We start from the raw sequence: 18,246 nt of genomic DNA on the forward strand, positions 1-18,246 counted from the left end.
CCCCCGGATCGGAATCCCGGTCCGCCTCAGCAGCTCCCGGGACGCCGACCCGCGGGTCGGGGAGGCCAATGAGCTGTTCGATTACATCGTGGACCTGGTCCGCGACGGAGGCGGGGAGCCGGTGCTCCTCACCCCGGATTCCGACGGCGGTTCCGACGGCGGCGGGCTGGCCGAAACGCTCAAGGGGCTGGACGGCGTCGTACTCCCCGGCGGCGGAGACCTGGACCCCCGGCTTTACGGGGAAGAGCCGGGCGCCGAGTGCTATGACGTCAACGTCGAGCAGGACGCACTGGATGTGGCGGTGGCGCGGGGAACCATCGAAGCGGGCCTGCCGCTGCTCGGGATCTGCCGCGGACACCAGCTCCTCAACGTCCTCTACGGCGGCACCCTGGTGCAGGACATGGCGGACGGCCCCGTGACGCACCACGAACCGGCGGCGGGTGGTGCGGCGATGGGCGGCGGTGAAGGCGGGGCCGCGGGAGCGTGGGCCTGGCACGACGTTGACATTATTCCCGGGTCCAAAGTGGGACGCCTCTACGCATCGCGGGGCACGGCGCAAGGCCTGACGGTCAGGATCGCTTCCGGCCACCACCAGGCCGTGGCGCGGGTGGCCGACGGACTGATCGTGACAGCGGTCGCCGGCGACGGCACCGTGGAAGCGTTGGAGGATCCTGCCCGCTGGGTGGCATCCGTTCAGTGGCACCCGGAAGTCCTGGAACTCCCGGCCCAGGAACGCGTTGCCCCCTTCCGGGCATTCGTGGAGGCCTGCTATTATCGTCAAAACGGCAGTATGTCCTATCAAGAGAACATAGGCTGACATACGCGGCACCCGGGCACCCTCGGAGGCCGCGGAGCACAAGGGAGCGCTCAGTGGCGAATCAACTTAATCTCAGCATCGACCGCTCTTCGCCGGTGCCCCTCTACCATCAGGTGGTCCAGGGCATCGAGTCCGCCATCCACACCGGACTCCTGCCGCCGGGCAGCCGGCTGGACAACGAGATCGACCTTGCCGCCCAGCTCAACCTGTCCCGGCCCACCATGCGCAAGGCCATGGACGAGCTGGTGCGTTCCGGGCTCCTGGTGCGCAAGCGCGGGGTGGGAACACAGGTCGTTTCCAGCCAGGTCCGGCGGCCACTGGAACTCTCGAGCCTTTACGACGACCTCACCAATAACGGGAGCAAGCCCACCACCGAGGTGCTCAGCTTCTCCCACATCGAGGCCGACCCCGCCACTCGCGAAGCCCTGCAGCTCCCGGCCGGCGCGAAGGTCTACCACTTCACCCGGTTGCGCAAAGTGGGCGGCAAACCGCTGGCCCTGATGGAAAACTGGGTCCGCGACGACATCACCACGATCGACGAAGCCCAGCTCGCCGGCCAGGGCCTGTACGCAATTCTGCGCAACGGCGGCGTCAACTTCCGCCTGGCCTCACAGCGCATCGGCGCCATGGTGGCGAACGACTACCAGGCGCCGCTGCTGGACACCGAGCCGGGTTTGGCTTTGGTGACCATGGAACGCACCGCAGTCGACGACACGGGACGCATGGTGGAAACCGGCCACCACGTCTACCGCGGTGACTCCTACAGCTTTGAAATGACCCTTGTCCAGCGTTAGGCGCCAGCGCTAACCGCTGCGGCAGCAAGCACTTAAACGAAAGAACAGAATCTATGGCCAACTGGGTATATCCGCTGGGTTCCGCTGCCGACGGTAAGTGGGACGTCTCCCTTGGAACCTCCGACTCCGCCCTGGAAGTTGACGGCTGGGCGCACACCGGGCTCAAGGTGGCGACGCTCGCCGCGGGTGCCGCCGTCGAACTCCCAGCCGCAGGCGAGGAGCGCATCGTGGTTCCGCTCAGCGGATCCTTCACCGCCACCGTCGACGGCCATGACTATCGGCTGGCCGGCAGGGACAGCGTCTTCCACGGACCCAGCGACGTCCTGTACACCGGCACGGACAAGGCCGTCACCATCAGTTCGGAGGCCGGCGGCAGGGTTGCCGTAGCGACGGCCCCGGCGAAGACCTCCTACCCCACCCGCCTCGTCACGGCAGCCGAGACCCCGGTGGAGCTGCGGGGTGCCGGCAACTGTTCCCGGCAGGTCCACAACTTCGGCACCCCGGCCGCGCTCGAAGCGGACCGCTTCATCGTCTGCGAAGTCCTCACTCCGGCCGGGAACTGGTCCTCCTATCCCCCGCACAAGCACGACGAGGAAAAGGACGGCGAAACCAACCTCGAGGAAATTTACTACTTCGAGACCCGTGTGGCGCCGAACGGCCCGGCCGCGGGCTCCGGCGAGCAGGGCGACGCCATCGGTTACCAGCGCGTGTACGCCTCCGACGAGCGGCCCATCGACGTCTCGGCGGAGGTCCGCACGGGCGACGTCGTCCTGGTTCCGTACGGCTGGCACGGACCCGCAATGGCTGCCCCGGGCTACGACCTGTACTACCTGAACGTGATGGCCGGCCCCGGCCCCGTCCGCGAATGGCTCATCAGCGATGACCCCCACCACGGCTGGATCCGCCAGACCTGGGAAGGCCAGGACGTGGACCCGCGGCTTCCCTTCGGCGCCTAGGTTCCGGCAAGACAACTGATGCCCCTCACCGCACGCGGTGGGGGGCATCAGTTGTTTGGCTAGGTCTTTCCGCCGCGGTGGCAGGCCGGCTCAGCTGGCCACTTTCTGGGCCACGCGGACCGGGACGCCCGTTGCCAGAGACTCCTGGGCGGCATCGGCCACACGGGAAGCCGCGACGGCGTCTTCCGGGGTGCACGGGTTCTCCCTGCGGCACAGGATCAGCTCCACAAAGGCTTCCATCTCGGAGCGGTAGGCCTGGTCGAAGCGTTCGGCGAAGGTCTTGTGCGGCTCGCCCGCGGGGAAACCGACGCCGGGTTCGGCCGATGCCATCGCTGTCTTGTCGTCCAGCCCCACCATCAGCGAACGGCGCGAACCCTGGATTTCGAGGCGGACGTCGTGGCCCGCCCCGTTGTACCGGGTGGCAGAGACGGTCCCCACCGTGCCGTCGTCGAACGTCACCAGCGCGAGGGCGGTGTCCACGTCCCCCACCTCCCCGATGGCGGGGTCGCCGTTGTTGGAGCCCCTGGCATATACCTCGACGATTTCGCGGCCGGTCAGCCAGCGGAGGATGTCGAAGTCGTGGACGGAGCAGTCCCGGAAGAGGCCGCCGGAGCTGGCCAGGAACTCCACGGGCGGAGGCGCCATGTCGCACGTGACGGCGCGCAGCGAATGGATCCAGCCCAGTTCGCCGGCCTGGTAGGCGCGGCGCGCTTCCAGGTAGCCGGCGTCGAAGCGGCGCTGGTGGCCGATCTGGACCACGCCGTTGTTGTCGCGGATGTAGTCGAGCACCGGCACGGCATCCGCCACGTTCAATGCCACGGGCTTCTCGCAGAAGACCGGAATCCCCGCATCCACGCCTGCCTTGATCAGCTCCGGGTGGGTGGCCGTACCCGTGGCAATGACCAGGCCGTCCAGGCCGGAGGACAGGAGCGCTTCCACCGAGGGAAGGAACTCGGCGCCGAGCCCGGCCGCAACGGTCCGCGCGTGGTCTTCGGCCACGTCGGTGAGCCGGAGCCTGACGTTGATGCCGTCCGGTTTGAGGACTTCGTTCAGGGCTGCGATGTTGTTGGCGTGCATGATGCCGATCCGGCCTACTCCGACCAGACCCAGAATGACGTCCTTCACGATTTCTCCCCTGCATATTCGACGGCTGATACGGCCAGAGCCGGCACGGGCGCCGGGGCGCCCTGCTTGACTGACTCTATGCAGGCCAGCGCCATCGCCAGCGCCCGCCTCGCGTCAGCAGCACCGGGCGTGAGGGTGACGGCGGACGACGGCGGCGGCAGGCTGTCGCCCTTGGCACGCACCGCGGCAGCGAAGTCGGCAAGTTCATCCGTGTAGGCCTGCCGGAACAGTTCAACATTGAGCCGCGGCGTGTCGGCTGACATCCCGTCTGCCGTGAAGCGGCGGGCCGCCGTTTCCGTGGCGCGGCCGGCCTGCACCATCCCCTTGGAACCGAAGACCTCGCCGCGGATGTCGTACCCGTACAGTGCGCTGAAGTTTGCCTCAGCCACCGCGATGGCGCCGTTGCTATAGCGGATGGTCACAACGGCCGTGTCCAGGAAGCCCTGGTCCCGCAGCCCGGGCTCTACAAGGGCATCGGCAACTGCGTAGACCTCCACAGGCTCGGCGCCTTCGTTGAACCAGTTGAGGGTGTCGAAATCATGGATAAGGGTTTCCAAGAAGATGGTCCACGCCGGGACCCTCGCCGCGTTCGGGATGCTTCCCTTTCCGGGATCCCGGGTCAGCGAACGCAGGAGCTGCGGTGTTCCGGCCACGCCGGCGGCCAGGTCCTTCTTGGCAGCCAGGAAATCCTCTGCGTAGCGGCGGTTGAAACCGACCTGGAAGTGCACCCCCGATGCTTCCACCGCGGCGAGGGCGGCGTCCAGCTCATCAAGCCCCTGGCCGGCGGGCTTCTCGCAAAACACGTGCCTTCCGGCGGCGGCCGCCTGCGCGATGAGGGAGGAATGGAACCGCGCAGGGCTAGCGATGGTCACTGCGTCAATCTCGGGGTCAGCCAGGATGTCCTCGGCGTTGGGAGTGACCTTGGCGGTGCCCAGGGAGCGGGCCAGCGCTTCCGCGGATTCAACATTGGGGTCTGCGATTGCCGCCAGGACTGCGCCCGGAACGCGGCGGGCGATGCTCTCTGCGTGGAATGCCCCCATCCAGCCTGAGCCGATGAGTCCGATCCGCACAGGCGCCGGGATTCCGGCGGAGTTTTGAGTGATGTAGGCCAAGGGGCTTGTCCTTTCCGTTGGTTCGAAGATGCTTCTGCCCGGCAGGTTCCGGGTGCCATTGCATGGCTGAGCAGGGCCGGCCCGGGTGGGCGGGCCCTGCTCGTGGCGTTGGGTCAGCTGGTCAGCTGTAGGCCTTCCCGGTGGTCTGTGCCACGTCGGCCACTTCGCTCTTGACTTCCTTGACCACGTCGCCATGGCCGCCGAGCTGTTCGAGTTCGTGGGCGAGTTCGGCCAGTTCCGCGCCGCCGGCCATCTGGGCGGTGAGCTCGTCGAGCGTGATGTCCTTCTTGTCGTAATAGCCGATCGACTTGCCGCGCTTGAGCAGCAGGAACCGGTCGCCGACGGGGAAGGCGTGGTGCGGGTTGTGGGTGATGAAGATGACGCCCAGGCCGCGGTCGCGGGCCTGCAGGATGTAGCGGAGCACCACGCCGGACTGCTTCACGCCCAGGGCCGCGGTCGGTTCGTCAAGGATCAGGACCTTCGCGCCGAAGTACACGGCACGGGCGATCGCGACACACTGGCGTTCACCGCCGGAGAGCTGGCCGATGGGCTGCTCCACGTCGCGGAGGTCGATGCCCATCTCGGCGAGTTCGTGCTTGGTGATGTCCTTCATCTTCTGCACGTCCAGGCTCTTGAACGGCCCAAAACCGCTGGTCAGCTCGGAGCCGAGGAAGAAGTTCCGCCAAATCGGCATCAGCGGCACGACGGCGAGGTCCTGGTACACGGTGGCGATGCCGACGTCGAGCGCGTCACGGGGCGAGGTAAACTTCCGTTCCTCCCCCATCACCTTCAGGACGCCGTGATCGTGCTGGTGCAGGCCGGCGATGATCTTGATGAGCGTGGACTTCCCGGCGCCGTTGTCGCCCAGGACGCAGGTGACGCGGCCGTTGTCCACGGCCATGGTCACGTCGCTCAGCGCGACGATGTTGCCGTAGTTCTTGCCGACCTTGTCCAGCGCAAGCAAGTGCACCGGGGTATGGGTCAGCGGGTCCGTTTCGTTCTGCAGCAGGGTTTGCTGGTCGATCTCTTTGGCATTCATGGTCTCGGAGGCCCCTTTACTTCAGTTCCGCGCGGCGCTTGACGATCAGGTTGACGATGGTGGCCAGCAGCAGCATCAGGCCCAGGAAGAACTTGAACCAGTCCGGGTTCCACTGCGCGTACACGATGCCCTTGTTAGCCATGCCGAAGATGAACGCGCCGATCGCGCCGCCCACCGCCGAGCCGTAGCCGCCGGTCAACAGGCAGCCGCCGATCACCGCGGCGATGATGTAGAGGAACTCGTTGCCCACGCCTTCACCGGACTGAACGGAGTCGAAGGCGAACAGGTTGTGCATGCCCAGCACCCAGCCGCAGAAGCCCACAGCCATGAACAGGCCGATCTTGGTCTTGGTGACCGGCACACCCACGGCGCGGGCGGCGTTGGCGTCGCCACCGGAGGCGAAGATCCAGTTGCCCACCTTGGTCCGCAACAGCACCCAGGACGCAACGGCCACCAGGACAATCCAGAAGAACACGGTGATTTTCACTTCGACACCTGCGATGTTCACCGACGAGGCGAAGACGGCCCGGGCCGAGGCAAACCCATCCATCTGGGCGATCGACGGGGACGATACACCGTTGGAGATCATGCGGGTGAGGGCAAGGTTCAGACCGGTCAGCATCAGGAACGTCGCCAGCGTGACGATGAAGCTGGGCAGCTTGGTCTTCACCAGTATCCAGCCGTTGATGAAGCCGATCCCGAGTGAAACCACCAGGGCCAGGGCAACACCGACCCAGACGTTGAGCGAGAAATACCATGCGAACATGGAGGCGGTCAGGGCGGAGCTGATGACTGCAACACCGGTGGAGAGGTCGAACTCACCGCCGATCATGAGCAGTGAGACGCCCACGGCCATAATGCCGATGGTGGAGGATCCGTACAGCACAGTCGCGAACGAGCTCGGCTGGATGAAGGTGGACGAAACCACTGAGAAGAAAACGAACAGGACTATTGCGCCCACCAGGGCGCCGACTTCGGGCCGCCCGAGCAGCTTCTGGAACGGGCTGCGGCGGCCGATCCGCTCATCCGGTGCCAGCGGGGCCGGCTTGGCTAACGTCTGTGTCATGGAAACTCCTTGTTGATCTGGCTGCGGGAGAACCGGTACCCGGCCCTCCCGCAGCCAGGGATGCCTGCTGGTTAGCGGACGCCCTGCTGGGCGAATTTGAGGACGTCGGCGGCGGATTCCTTGTCCACGACTGTGGGGCCGGTCAGGACAGGCATTCCGCCACCCACTTCGAAGCCACCGCGATTGAACTGCCACAGCGCATCAATGGAGCCGTACCCCTGCAGCCATGGCTGCTGGTCCACCGTGAACAGGATGGTGCCGTCGACGATCTTCTGCGCCAGGTCGGCGTTCATGTCGAACGACGCCGCCTTAGCGGAGCTGCCGGCGTCGGTGATGGACTTCAGTGCCGTCAGGGTGATGGGGGCGCCGAGGCCGATGATCGCGTCGGCGTCCTTGGTGGCCTGCAGCTTGGCCGTGATGGTGGATGAAACTTCGGTCATGTCGCGGCCGTTGACATACAGGATTTCGGTGCCGGCTACTTTCGCCTTCACGCCGGCGCAGCGCGCTTCGAGGCCAACGTGGCCTTGCTCCTGGATGATGCAGATGGGGTGCTTGAAGTTCAGGGAAGCCAGCTTCTCTCCGACTGCCTGTCCGGCGAGCTTTTCGTTTGAGCCGAAGTGGGTGAAGGCTCCGAGCTGCTTCGAGGCATCTTCACCGGCGTTGAGGCTGACCACGGGGATGCCGGCGTCAGTCGCCTTCTTCAGGGCATCCTTCAGGGCGTCCGGCTTGGCCAGGGTGACCGCGATGCCGTCCACCTTCTGGTCCACGGCCTGTTCGATCAGCTGGGCCTGGCGGCCGCCTTCCGGATCGGAGGTGTACAGCAGTTCCACGTTGTCCTTCGCTGCGGCTTCCTCCGCGCCCTTGCGGACGATGTCCCAGAAGGTGTCTCCGGCTGCGGCGTGGGTGATGAGGGCGATCTTGATCCGCTCAGTCGTGGCCACCTGGCCGCCGCCTGCGCCGCCACCGCTTTCGGCAGGCTTTCCGCCGCTGCTTGAGCAAGCGCTCAGCGCCATCATCGGCACCACCGCCGCAACGAGAGCCGCCTTGCGCCAAGAAAATTTTGCCACGTTAATCTCCTTTGATCTCAGGTTCCGGGCTGCCACTCTGCAGCCGCCGGAGCACTGTCTACCTAGATCATGGTGATTCAGCTCACTAATGTCAATAGTTTGTCCTGACATTAGGATGTTTTTACGTGAATCAGTGGTTTGGGGCACCAAGAAACGCCGGCGATGACGGCGATGCCGCCATCCCCGGCGTTGCGATGTGAGCCCTTGATCGGGCCCGAGACGTGCTCCTTAGCCGTTGAAGCTGGCTGGATGCGGACCGGTGCGGCCGTCCCACCCCGGGGCTTCGATCGCCTTGGTCGTCATGTCAGCGGGCACCCGCGGGTGCGTCCACGACGGCGGGTGAGCCGCCAACAGCGGGAGCGGAGACCGCCGCCGTCGTACTGCTGTCGGTGCCCCTGCCGGCCTTGGCGGCGGCGAAAGCCATCACGCCGAGCCCGAGGACGGTGATCGCTGCACCGGCCCAGATCGGCGAGGTGTAGCCGAGCCCCGCGGTGATCGTCACGCCGCCGAGCCAGGCACCGAGGGCGTTACCGACGTTGAAGGCGCCGATGTTGGCGCCGGACGCCAGGGTGGGAGCGCTGCTGGCGTACTTCATGACGCGCATCTGCAGTCCGGGGACGGTGGCGAAGCCGAAGCCGCCCATCAGCACGATGGAGGCAATGGTGAGGGGCTGGTTCCCGGCAGTCAGGGCGAAGGCCACGAGGACCACGACGAGCACTGCCAGGACCACGAGCAGGGTGCGGTCCACATTGCGGTCCGCGGCCTTGCCGCCCACGGTGTTGCCGATGAAAAGTCCGACGCCGAAGAGAATGAGGAGCCAGGGCACAGTGGAGGCTGCGAATCCGGAGACTTCGGTGAGGGTGAAGGCGATGTAGGTGAAGGCGCCGAACATGCCGCCGTAGCCAAGGATCGTCACGAGGATGGACAGCCAGACCTGGCCGGAGCGGAAGGCGCGCAGCTCACCGCGGAGCCCGCCGGAGGAGGCCTGGGCAGCCGCGTCGCCGTGGCCGGTCCTGGGCACCAGGGTCAGGATGCCGATCAGGGCAAGGACGCCGATGCCCGTGATGGCCCAGAACGTGGAGCGCCAGCCCGCCGCCTGCCCCAGCATGGTGCCGAACGGCACGCCCAGGACGTTGGCAGCCGTGAGTCCGGTGAACATAAAGGCGATGGCACCGGCTTTTTTGTTGGGGGCCACCATGTCCGCGGCCACCACGGCCCCGATGCCGAAGAACGCACCGTGGGCCAGCGCGGCAACAATCCGGCCCACCATCATCATGGAGTAGCCGGGGGCGATGGCGGAGACCAGGTTGCCGGCGATGAACAAAACCATCAGGACGGCCAGCACGGGCTTGCGTTCGAAGCGTGTCACTGCCGCCGTGAGCAGCAGGGCGCCAACGACGACGGCGAGGGCATAGCCGGAGATCAGCCAGCCGGCCGTGGCCTCGCTGACACCGAAGTCGGCTGCAACCTCGGGCAGCAGGCCCATGATCACGAACTCGGTGAGTCCGATCCCGAACCCGCCGAGGGCGAGGGCTAACAGGCCAATAGGCATGGCGAAGCTCCTTCAAAACTGTACGGAATGGGGTAGGGCGCGTAAGCTAGTAGTTGCAGACGCGTTATTTATTGTTGCACAAGCAGATACAGCGCGCAAGCAACTATTATTTGTTGTGCCCCGCTTCACACATCCGCGGGGAACACGAACCGAAGGGAAGTACACCATGGGCATCAAGGACGACGCCGTTGAAGTCCGCGCGCAGGGGTGGCGGACCCTCGCGGCCCTGCACGGACTGATCGAGTCGGAACTGGAACGCTCACTGCAGGCCGAAGCCCAGCTGTCCGTCGTCGAATACACGGTGCTTGACGCCCTGAGCCGGCAGGACGGCTGGCACATGCGCATGCAGCAGCTGGCCCGCGCCACCGCCCTCAGCGCCAGCGCCACCACGCGGCTGGTCAACCGGCTCGAGGACCGCGGCCTGCTCACGCGCATCCTGTGCGCGGACGACCGCCGCGGCATCTACACCGAACTGACCGAGAGCGGCATCAAGCTGCTGGACGAGGCCCGCCCCGCCCACGACGCCACACTGGAACGGGCCCTCGCCGAGGCCCAGGAGATCCCGGAGCTTGCCCCGCTGGTGGACGCCCTGCCCAGGCTCCACGCGCACGCGTAGGCGCACAACGCAAAAGCCCCGCGCCGCGCCGAAGCGCGCCCGCGGGGCTTTCTTGCTGTGTGGCCTCACTTCACTCCGGCCACGTCCCCGACCGCCGTTTTCTCGGCAGCGGTGTTCTTGAAGTAGTGCTCCAGGTCCTCGAGGCTCTTGTCCTTGGTTTCCGGCACCACCCGTTTCACCCAGACGATGGCCGCCAACTGGATGGCAACAAAGATGAAGAAGGTCGTCGAAACGCCGATCGAAGCCACCATCTGCGGGAAGAAGAACCCGATCAGGAAGTTGATCATCCACAGCACGAACACGCAGATGCCCATGCCGATGCCGCGGACATGCAGCGGGAAGATTTCGGACATCGTCAGCCACGTCACCGTGCCGATGCAGGACTGCATGGACGCCAGGAATGTCACCATAAACAGCAGCACCAGGTAGCCGCGCAGGGTGCTTTCCGGGATCAGCATTGAGATCAGGCCGATGGCCAGCAGCGAGGATGCGGTGCCCGCCAGGCCGACGACCAGCATGGACTTCCGGCGCACCTTTGTCATCAGGGACATGCCGATGACGACGGCGACCACGGACGTGACGCCGTTGACCACGTTGGCAAGGAGCGCACCCTGGTCCCCGAAGCCGGAGCTGGAGAGGATCGACGTGCCGTAGTACATGATGGCGTTGACGCCGCTGATCTGGTTGATGACCGCCATGCCCAGGCCCACCACGAAGATCCTGCGGATCCATGGCACGGTGAGGTCCCTGAACGTTCCGAGCTTGGATTGGTAGTCCTCGCGGGCCGCCTGCCGCACCTCATCAAACTCCGTGGAGACGTCGGCCGAGGCGCGGGTCTTGCGCAGCACGTCAAGGACCTCGCCGAAGCGGCCGGCGGACGCCAGCCAGCGGGGGCTCTCCGGGAGGAGCAGCATGCCGAACCAGAGGACGACGGCGGGCAGCGTTGCGATGACCAGCATCCAGCGCCACACATGGGAGGCTTCCGGGAAGGCGTTGCCCAGGACGGCATTGAAGGTGAACGCCAGGAACTGGCCCGTGACGATCATGAGTTCGTTCTGTGTGACGATCCGCCCGCGCTGGGCGGCGGGCGACATTTCCGCCAGGTACACGGGGACGATCACCGAGGCCCCGCCCACCGCCAGGCCGAGGACCGTGCGCGCTGCCACCAGCAGCTCGGTGGTGGGCGCCAGGGAACAGGCGATGGTGGAGAGCGCGAAGATGATCGCCAGCGCCATGATGGTCTTGCGGCGGCCGAACCGGTCGGACAGCCGGCCGGCGGTGATGGCGCCGAACGCCGCACCGAACAGCAGGGTCGAGGTGACGAGCCCCTCGGTCAGCGGCGTCAGCCCGAGGTCCCGCTGCATGAAGGGCAGTGCACCGTTGATGACGCCGGTGTCGTAACCGAAGAGCAGGCCGCCGAATGTCGAAAACAGGGCCACCCGCCGCATGAATCCCTTGGGATTGGGAGCTGCTGCGGCAGAACCTGCCTGGCCTGCCGGCGACCGGGTCGTAGTGCTGGGAAGTGTATTTTCCGTTTGCTTCATAGGGCGGCCGCTACCGGGCTTTCGCGATGTAGTTGTTCATCGTGTCCAGCTGGTAGCGGGAAACTTCTGCGGCATTTTCGTCTTCGGCGAAGACGCTGGACACCATCACGGTGTCTTCGCGGTCCAGGAAGCCGATCTCCTGCAGCCCGCCGAAGAATTCTTCCCAGTTCACGTCGCCGTCGCCGATTTTCAGGTGCTGGTGCACGCGGACCGCGTTGCCGGGCGGGTTGGTGATGTAGCGCAGGCCGTGGGAGGCGTGGTGGTTCATGGTGTCTGCCACGTGGACCAGGCGGAGTTTGTCCCCCGCGGCGCGCATGATGTCCAGGGGCGCGTTCTTCATGTGGAAGCTGTGCGACGCCACGTAGACCAGGCCCACGTTCTTGGAGTTCAGGCCGCGGATGACGCGGATGGCGGCCAGGCCTTCCTCCACGAAGTCGTCCGGGTGCGGATCAATCAGGAGGTCAAGGCCTTCGCGTTCGATGATGGGCAGCAGCTCTTCCATGGAGCGGTAGAAGGCGCGCTCTGATTCTTCGGCCTTCTCCGGGCGTCCGCTGAATTCCGTGTTGATGGTGCTGACCCCGAGGTCCACGGTGATCTGGATGACGCGCTTCCAGTAACGGACCGCGGCTTCACGGGCGTCCTCGTCCGGACCGGACCAACGGAGCACCGGCAGGACCGAGGCGATCTCGACTCCCACATCCTTGCAGGCCTTGCTGAGCTTGCCCACCAGTTCGTCGTCGGCCTTGGGGTGGTTGTAGAAGGGGATGAAGTCGGCGTGCGGGGTCATCTGCATGTACTTGTAGCCGAGGTCCGCCACCACCCGGGGGAATTCGAGCAGGCTGTGCGAATGGTGGAACGGCGTTGGATCAAGTGCGATTTTCACGTGGAACACTCCATTGTGGATGAGTCATGTTGTGCGAGGGACGGGACGAAAAGGGAAGGGAGCCTCGGCCCCCTTCCCTTTCCGCCTAGCTGTAAAGGGAAGGCTTGGCGTTCAGCTTGACGGCGACCTTTTCGCCGTTCTTCTGTGCCTCGACGCCGGCCTCGCAGCAGGCTGCGGTGGCGTAGCCGTCCCAGGCGGTGGGGCCGCCGATTTCGCCGCGGAGGGCCGCGTCCACCCAGGACTGGATTTCGACGTCGTATGCCGCGCCGAAGCGCTCTTCGAATCCGGGGGTCACATTGCCGCCCCAGCGGCCGGCGCTGCGGGTGTAGGGTCCCTTATCGCCACCGATGCTGACGATGCCGTCTTCGAAGGAAGCCTGCGTGGCCACTTCGTAGCCGAACTTGGCGTTGACGTAGATTTCGACGTCGGCCAGGACACCGGACTCGGTTTCCACCAGGACGTGCTGGGGATCGTGCTGGCCGGCCGGGGCGTTCTTCGTGGCCTTGCCCAGGCGGACCTGCACGCTGGTGATTTCCTCGCCGGTAAAGAACCGGATGGCATCGAACTCGTGCACCACCGAGTCGTTGATCAGCATCTCGTTGGTGAAGCCCGCCGGAGTGGTGGGGTTGCGGTGCTGGTGGTGCAGCATCAGCAGTTCGCCCAGTTCGTGGTCGCGGATGACCTGGCCCAGGGCTGCGTACTCGGCGTCAAAGCGGCGCATGAAGCCCACCTGGATGCGCTTGTGGCCAAGCTTCTGCTCTGCCTCGACAATCTTCCAGGAGGATTCGGCGTCCGGGGTGAGGGGCTTCTCGCAGAGGATCGGGATGTCCCTGGCGAGTGCCTTCAGCAGGATGTCCTCGTGCAGGAAGCCCGGCGTGGCGATCAGGACGGCGTTGACGTCCCCGTTGTTGAGGGCTTCGTCGGCATCGGCCAGGGCCACTGCGCCCGGGATGCCTTCGATGGCGGCCTGTGCACGGGCGAGGTCGACGTCGACGACGGCGGCAACTTCAGCGCCGTGGATGCGCTTGCTGAGGCGCTGGATGTGGTCCGCGCCCATGCGGCCGGCGCCGATAACGGCGACGCGAAGGGTTTCAGTCATTGTTCTCTTCCTTACGTTTCGGGTGCCTGGGCGGCTGTTAGTTGACGGCCGTGCGGGAGCCGCAGGACAGCAGGTAGTTGCGGGTGCGCTTGGCGATCGGCATAGGGACGTCGAAGGCAACCGGGTACATGTCCTGCTCCACGATGCCGAAGATGGGGCGGTTCAGTGCCTCCACTGCTTCGATGACGGCGCGCAGGTCCGGCAGCCCGTTCGGCGGCTCGGTCATGACGCCGGCAAGGTTGGCCGCGGCCCAGGTCATGTTTTCCTCGTTGACCTTCTTGAGGATGTCAGGGTTGATCTGCTTCAGGTGAAGGTAGCCGATGCGGTCCGGGTAGTTCTTGATGAGCTCCAGGCTGGAGGCCCCGCAGTATTCGGCGTGGCCGGTGTCCAGGCACAGGTTCAGGTACTTCGAGTCCGTTGCGGCCAGGAGGGTTTCAATGTCCTCCTGGGCTCCGACGTGGGAATCGGCGTGGGAGTGGAACTGCTGCTTCAGGCCGAAGTCCTCCAGCAGGGTCTTGCCCAGCCGGTTGTGCCCGGCGAACAGGTCGCTCCAGGCCTTCTCGGTGAGCTGGCCGCTTTCCACTGCTTCACCGGTGACGTCATCGCGCCACATGGCCGGGATGACCACGATGTGTTCGCCGCCCATGGCAGCCGTGAGCTCGGCGGCCTTGCGGGCAGGCTCCCAGGCGGTCTCCCACTGGTCCAGGCCGCGATGGAATGCGGTGAAGACCGTTCCGGCCGTGACCTTCAGGTCGCGCTGCTTGAGCTCCTCGGCAAGCCGGGCGGGGTCGGTCGGCAGGTAGCCGTAGGGGCCGAGCTCGATCCATTTGTAGCCGGACTCGGCCACTTCGTCGAGGAAGCGCTCCCAGGGGGTCTGCTTGGGGTCATCCGGGAACCAGACGCCCCAGGAGTCCGGTGCGGTGCCGATGATCAGTTTGTTCTCAGTCATTGCCATTCCTTCTCATCCGTTGCTCCACAGGTGCCGTTTTGGACGCTCAAAACGGCGGTTGCGGAGCAGTCGATGGTGGGTAGTCGGGTCGCTAGTTGGACGGGAAGTTGTAGGAGGCACCCGAGGCGTGGGTGGGCTCCGGCCAGCGTGAGGTAACTACTTTGCCACGGGTGTAGAAGGACACGCCTTCCGGGCCGTAGATGTGCTTGTCGCCGAACAGTGAGGCCTTCCAGCCGCCGAAGGAGTGGTAGGCCACCGGGACGGGGAGCGGCACGTTGATGCCGATCATGCCCACGGTCACGGAGCGCTGGAACTTGCGGGCGTTCGCGCCGGAGGAGGTGAAGATGGCGGTGCCGTTGCCGTAGGGGTTGGAGTTGATCAGCGCGATGCCGGCGTCCAGGTCCTCGACGCGGACCACGACGAGGACCGGTCCGAAGATTTCCTCGGTGTAGGCGGTCATTTCGGTCTTGACGTGGTCCAGGACGGTGGGACCGACCCAGAAGCCTTCCTCGTGGCCGGGGACCACCAGGTCGCGGCCGTCCACCACCATGGCGGCGCCGGCGGCTTCCGCTTCAGTGACGATCTTGACGATGCGTTCCTTGGAGGCGGGCGTGATGACCGGGCCCATTTCGGCGCCGGGCGCGGTGCCGTTGTTGACCTTGACGGCGAGGGCGCGCTCTTCGACCTTCTTCACCAGCAGTTCGGCGGCGTCGCCGACGGCCACGGCAACGGAGATGGCCATGCAGCGTTCGCCGGCGGAACCGAAAGCGGCTGCGGCGAGGTGGTCGGCGGCGTTGTCGAGGTCGGCGTCGGGCATCACGATGGCGTGGTTCTTTGCGCCGCCCAGCGCCTGGACGCGCTTCCCGTGCTTGGTGGCGGTCTCGTGGACGTACTGGGCGATCGGAGTGGAGCCAACGAAGGAGATGCCGTCCACGTCGGGGTGGGTCAGCAGGCCCTCAACCGTTTCCTTGTCGCCGTGCAGGACCTGGAAGACGCCATCGGGCAGGCCGGCCTGCTTCCACAGCTTGGCCAGCAGCATGGAGGCCGAGGGGTCGCGCTCGGAGGGCTTGAGGATGAAGGCGTTGCCCGTGGCGATGGCCATCGGAGCCATCCACAGCGGCACCATGACCGGGAAGTTGAACGGGGTGATACCGGCGACGACGCCGAGCGGTTCGCGGAAGGAGAACACGTCGATGCCGGTGGAGACCTGGTCCGAGTAATCGCCCTTGAGCAGCTGCGGGATGCCGCAGGCGAACTCGATGACTTCCAGGCCGCGGCCGATCTCGCCCTTGGCGTCGGAGAGAACCTTGCCGTGCTCGGCGGTGATCAGTGCGGCGAGGTCGTCCACGTGGGCGGCGACGAGTTCGCGGAACTTGAACAGCACCGCGGTGCGCTTGGCCAGGGAGATGTCACCCCAGGAATCGGCAGCCTTGCGGGCCGCGGCCACGGTGGCATCCAGGTCCGCCCGGTTGGCCAGCCGCAGCTCTGCTGACACAGCACCCGTGGCGGGGTTGTAGACAGGCTGGGTGCGGGTGCCTTCGCCAGCGGTTTCGGCCCCGTTGATGAAGTGGTTGATGGTGGTGGTGACGGTCGTCGTTGACATGGTGTGGGACTTCCTTGGTCTGTGGGGAAAGAGGGCTGTGTGCCTGGAGATTCAGCCGAGCAGCTTGCGCTGGCGGTTCTTGTGGTCGGTGTAGGTCTTGAAGGCCTGTTGCGTGGAGTCGAGGTCGGAGACCTGGGAGACGGGAACGTCCCACCACGACTCGGAACTCGGGGCATCCAGCAGGGGGTCGGATTCGACGTGGATCAGGATGGGTCCGCCGCGCTCCGGTGCCGCCTTCGCATCGCGGATGGCCTGCTCGAGTTCGGCGATGACCTTCTCCCCCGGTTCGATTCGGATCACCTTCACGCCGAGGCTTTCGGCGTTCAGGGCGAGGTCCACCGGGAGGGTTTCGCCTTCGTCGAAGCTGTGCTGTTCCTCGTTCAGGGCGCGGTACTGGGTGCCGAAGCGCTGGGAACCGAGGGATTCGGAGAGGGATCCGATGGAGGCGTAGCCGTGGTTCTGGATCAGGACCACGATCAGCTTGATGCGCTCGGCGACGGCGGTGACCAGTTCGGTGTGCATCATCAGGTAGGAACCGTCCCCCACCATGACGACGACGTCGCGCTGGGCACCGCCCGCGGCGGCTTCGGCCAGCGCTGCGCGCTTGACGCCGAGCCCGCCGGGAATTTCGTAGCCCATGCAGGAGTAGGCGTATTCGACGTGGTAGCCGAAGGCGTCCCGGACGCGCCACATCTTGTGCAGGTCACCGGGCAGGGAACCGGCGGCGCAAATGACCACGTCCTGGGCGTCCATGGCCCGGCTTGTGGCCCCGATGATTTCGTTCTGGGCCGGCAGCGGCGTGAAGCGGGTGTCGAACGCTTCGTCCACGGTGGCGTCCCAGCGCTTCTTCTCGGCCGCGATCTGCTGTTCCAGGTCGGCGCCGACGCGGTAGCCGCCCAGCGCCTGGTTCAGCTTGACCAGGGCCTTGCGGGCGTCGGCCACGATCGGCAGCGTGGTGCCGTGCTTGTAGGCATCGATGGCAGCCACGTTGATGTTGATGAACTTCACGTCCGGGTTCTGGAACGCGGTCCGGGACGCCGTGGTGAAGTCCTCGTAGCGCGTGCCGATCCCGATGATCAGGTCTGCCTCCGCAGCGATGGCGTTTGCCGCCGTCGTGCCGGTGGAGCCGATGGCTCCGAGGGAGAACCGGTGGTCCCATGGCAGGACGCCGACGCCGGCCTGGGTGTTCCCCACCGGAATCCCGGTGAGTTCCGCGAACTTCGCGAGTTCGTCGTTGGCGAAGGCGTAGAGGACGCCACCGCCGGCGATGATCAGCGGGCGCTTTGCGGCCCGGATCGCTTCGGCGGCGCGGCGGATGTCCTCGTCGTCGGCGTCGGGGCGGCGGATGCGCCACTCCCGTTCGGCCAGGAATTCCTCGGGCACGTCGAAGGCTTCGGCCTGGACGTCCTGTGGCAACGAGATGGTGACAGCGCCGGTTTCGGCCGGATCCGTCAGGACGCGGAGGCCGTGGTGGAACGCGGAGAACAGCTGTTCGGGCCGGTTGACGCGGTCGAAGAACTTGGACAGCGGCCGGAAGGCGTCGTTGACCGTGATGTCGTAGGCGTAGGGCTGCTCGAGCTGCTGCAGCACCGGGTCCGCGGCGCGGGTGGCGAAGGTGTCGCTGGGCAGCAGCAGCACCGGCAGGCGGTTGGTGGTAGCCAGTGCCGCGCCGGTCAGCAGGTTGGAGGAGCCGGGGCCGATCGACGTGCTGATGGCGAACGTCTGGCGGCGGCGGGTGTGGCGGGCGTAGCCCACGGCCTGGTGGGACTGCGCCTGCTCGTTGCGGCCCTGGTAGTACGGCATGATCGTCGGGTCGGCGGCCTGGTACTGCTTGAGGGCCTGCCCGACGCCGGCAACGTTGCCGTGGCCAAAGATGCCGAACGTTCCGGGGATCAGGCGTTCCCGGTAGTCCAGCCCGCCGACAGAATCAACGGTGTACTGCTTGGAAAGGTACTCCACCACGGCCTGGGCCACGGTCATTCGACGGGTTCCGGCTGCGTTGCCAGTTCTGATCCCCATGGGAA

16 protein-coding genes are annotated in these 18,246 nt (G+C 66.0%); 4 read left to right on the plus strand and 12 right to left on the minus strand.

All coding sequences use genetic code 11. The features are described 5' to 3' along the window. From AC07YR_RS17805 to iolB, 3 genes are all read left to right on the plus strand, one after another. On the plus strand, positions 1 to 817 hold an 817-nt coding region (locus AC07YR_RS17805), incomplete at its 5' end, for a gamma-glutamyl-gamma-aminobutyrate hydrolase family protein (protein WP_494734715.1). A 53-nt stretch (positions 818 to 870) separates the two neighbouring features. Beyond that, positions 871 to 1,611, plus strand: a complete 741-nt coding sequence (locus AC07YR_RS17810) for a GntR family transcriptional regulator (RefSeq protein WP_494734716.1) — start codon at positions 871 to 873, stop codon at positions 1,609 to 1,611. A gap of 53 nt (positions 1,612 to 1,664) precedes the next feature. Then, a complete protein-coding gene (gene iolB, locus AC07YR_RS17815; protein ID WP_494734717.1) occupies positions 1,665 to 2,567 on the plus strand; it encodes a 5-deoxy-glucuronate isomerase in 903 nt (300 codons plus the stop codon). 90 nt (positions 2,568 to 2,657) lie between these two features. Here the strand turns inward: iolB and AC07YR_RS17820 are convergent, their stop codons facing one another. The 6 genes from AC07YR_RS17820 to AC07YR_RS17845 form a co-directional block, all read right to left on the minus strand. Further along, complete coding sequence (locus AC07YR_RS17820) at positions 2,658 to 3,692, minus strand: Gfo/Idh/MocA family protein (protein ID WP_494734718.1); 1,035 nt, start codon at positions 3,690 to 3,692, stop codon at positions 2,658 to 2,660. Further along, positions 3,689 to 4,804, minus strand: a complete 1,116-nt coding sequence (locus AC07YR_RS17825) for a Gfo/Idh/MocA family oxidoreductase (RefSeq protein WP_494734719.1) — start codon at positions 4,802 to 4,804, stop codon at positions 3,689 to 3,691. The genes AC07YR_RS17820 and AC07YR_RS17825 overlap by 4 nt, the downstream gene beginning before the upstream one ends. Before the next feature lie 121 nt (positions 4,805 to 4,925). Further along, positions 4,926 to 5,843 carry an ATP-binding cassette domain-containing protein gene (locus tag AC07YR_RS17830; protein WP_055797712.1) on the minus strand — a complete coding sequence of 306 codons (918 nt, stop codon included), beginning with the start codon at positions 5,841 to 5,843 and terminating at the stop codon, positions 4,926 to 4,928. A 16-nt stretch (positions 5,844 to 5,859) separates the two neighbouring features. Beyond that, positions 5,860 to 6,909, minus strand: coding sequence for an ABC transporter permease (locus AC07YR_RS17835; protein WP_055797709.1), 1,050 nt, complete (start codon positions 6,907 to 6,909; stop codon positions 5,860 to 5,862). 71 nt (positions 6,910 to 6,980) lie between these two features. Continuing rightward, on the minus strand, positions 6,981 to 7,976 hold the full coding sequence (locus AC07YR_RS17840; protein ID WP_200939294.1) for a substrate-binding domain-containing protein: 996 nt from the start codon (positions 7,974 to 7,976) through the stop codon (positions 6,981 to 6,983). A 304-nt stretch (positions 7,977 to 8,280) separates the two neighbouring features. Beyond that, a complete protein-coding gene (locus AC07YR_RS17845; RefSeq protein ID WP_494734720.1) occupies positions 8,281 to 9,528 on the minus strand; it encodes an MFS transporter in 1,248 nt (415 codons plus the stop codon). A 166-nt stretch (positions 9,529 to 9,694) separates the two neighbouring features. On the opposite strand from AC07YR_RS17845, the gene AC07YR_RS17850 reads away from it, so the two are divergent. After that, positions 9,695 to 10,144, plus strand: a complete 450-nt coding sequence (locus AC07YR_RS17850; RefSeq protein WP_028271276.1) for a MarR family winged helix-turn-helix transcriptional regulator — start codon at positions 9,695 to 9,697, stop codon at positions 10,142 to 10,144. 65 nt (positions 10,145 to 10,209) lie between these two features. On the opposite strand, the gene AC07YR_RS17855 is transcribed toward AC07YR_RS17850, so the two are convergent. From AC07YR_RS17855 to iolD, 6 genes are all read right to left on the minus strand, one after another. Then, a complete protein-coding gene (locus AC07YR_RS17855) occupies positions 10,210 to 11,592 on the minus strand; it encodes a sugar porter family MFS transporter (RefSeq protein WP_494734767.1) in 1,383 nt (460 codons plus the stop codon). 106 nt (positions 11,593 to 11,698) lie between these two features. Further along, the gene (locus AC07YR_RS17860; RefSeq protein ID WP_055797698.1) at positions 11,699 to 12,571 is read right to left on the minus strand and encodes a sugar phosphate isomerase/epimerase family protein; all 873 of its coding nucleotides are present in this window, start codon (positions 12,569 to 12,571) and stop codon (positions 11,699 to 11,701) included. An 85-nt stretch (positions 12,572 to 12,656) separates the two neighbouring features. Continuing rightward, positions 12,657 to 13,670 (minus strand): Gfo/Idh/MocA family protein, encoded by a 1,014-nt coding sequence (locus AC07YR_RS17865; RefSeq protein ID WP_436056761.1) that lies wholly within the window; start codon positions 13,668 to 13,670, stop codon positions 12,657 to 12,659. Positions 13,671 to 13,707: 37 nt separating this feature from the next. Then, the gene (locus AC07YR_RS17870) at positions 13,708 to 14,619 is read right to left on the minus strand and encodes a sugar phosphate isomerase/epimerase family protein (protein WP_494734721.1); all 912 of its coding nucleotides are present in this window, start codon (positions 14,617 to 14,619) and stop codon (positions 13,708 to 13,710) included. 91 nt (positions 14,620 to 14,710) lie between these two features. After that, a complete protein-coding gene (locus AC07YR_RS17875; RefSeq protein ID WP_494734722.1) occupies positions 14,711 to 16,222 on the minus strand; it encodes a CoA-acylating methylmalonate-semialdehyde dehydrogenase in 1,512 nt (503 codons plus the stop codon). Positions 16,223 to 16,273: 51 nt separating this feature from the next. Beyond that, positions 16,274 to 18,202: a 3D-(3,5/4)-trihydroxycyclohexane-1,2-dione acylhydrolase (decyclizing) gene (iolD, locus tag AC07YR_RS17880; RefSeq protein WP_494734768.1), complete on the minus strand. Its 1,929-nt coding sequence runs from the start codon at positions 18,200 to 18,202 to the stop codon at positions 16,274 to 16,276. Between the last annotated feature and the right edge of the window lie 44 nt (positions 18,203 to 18,246).

The sequence above is a fragment of the Arthrobacter sp. GW460-12-1-14-TSB2 genome, from assembly GCF_059423525.1.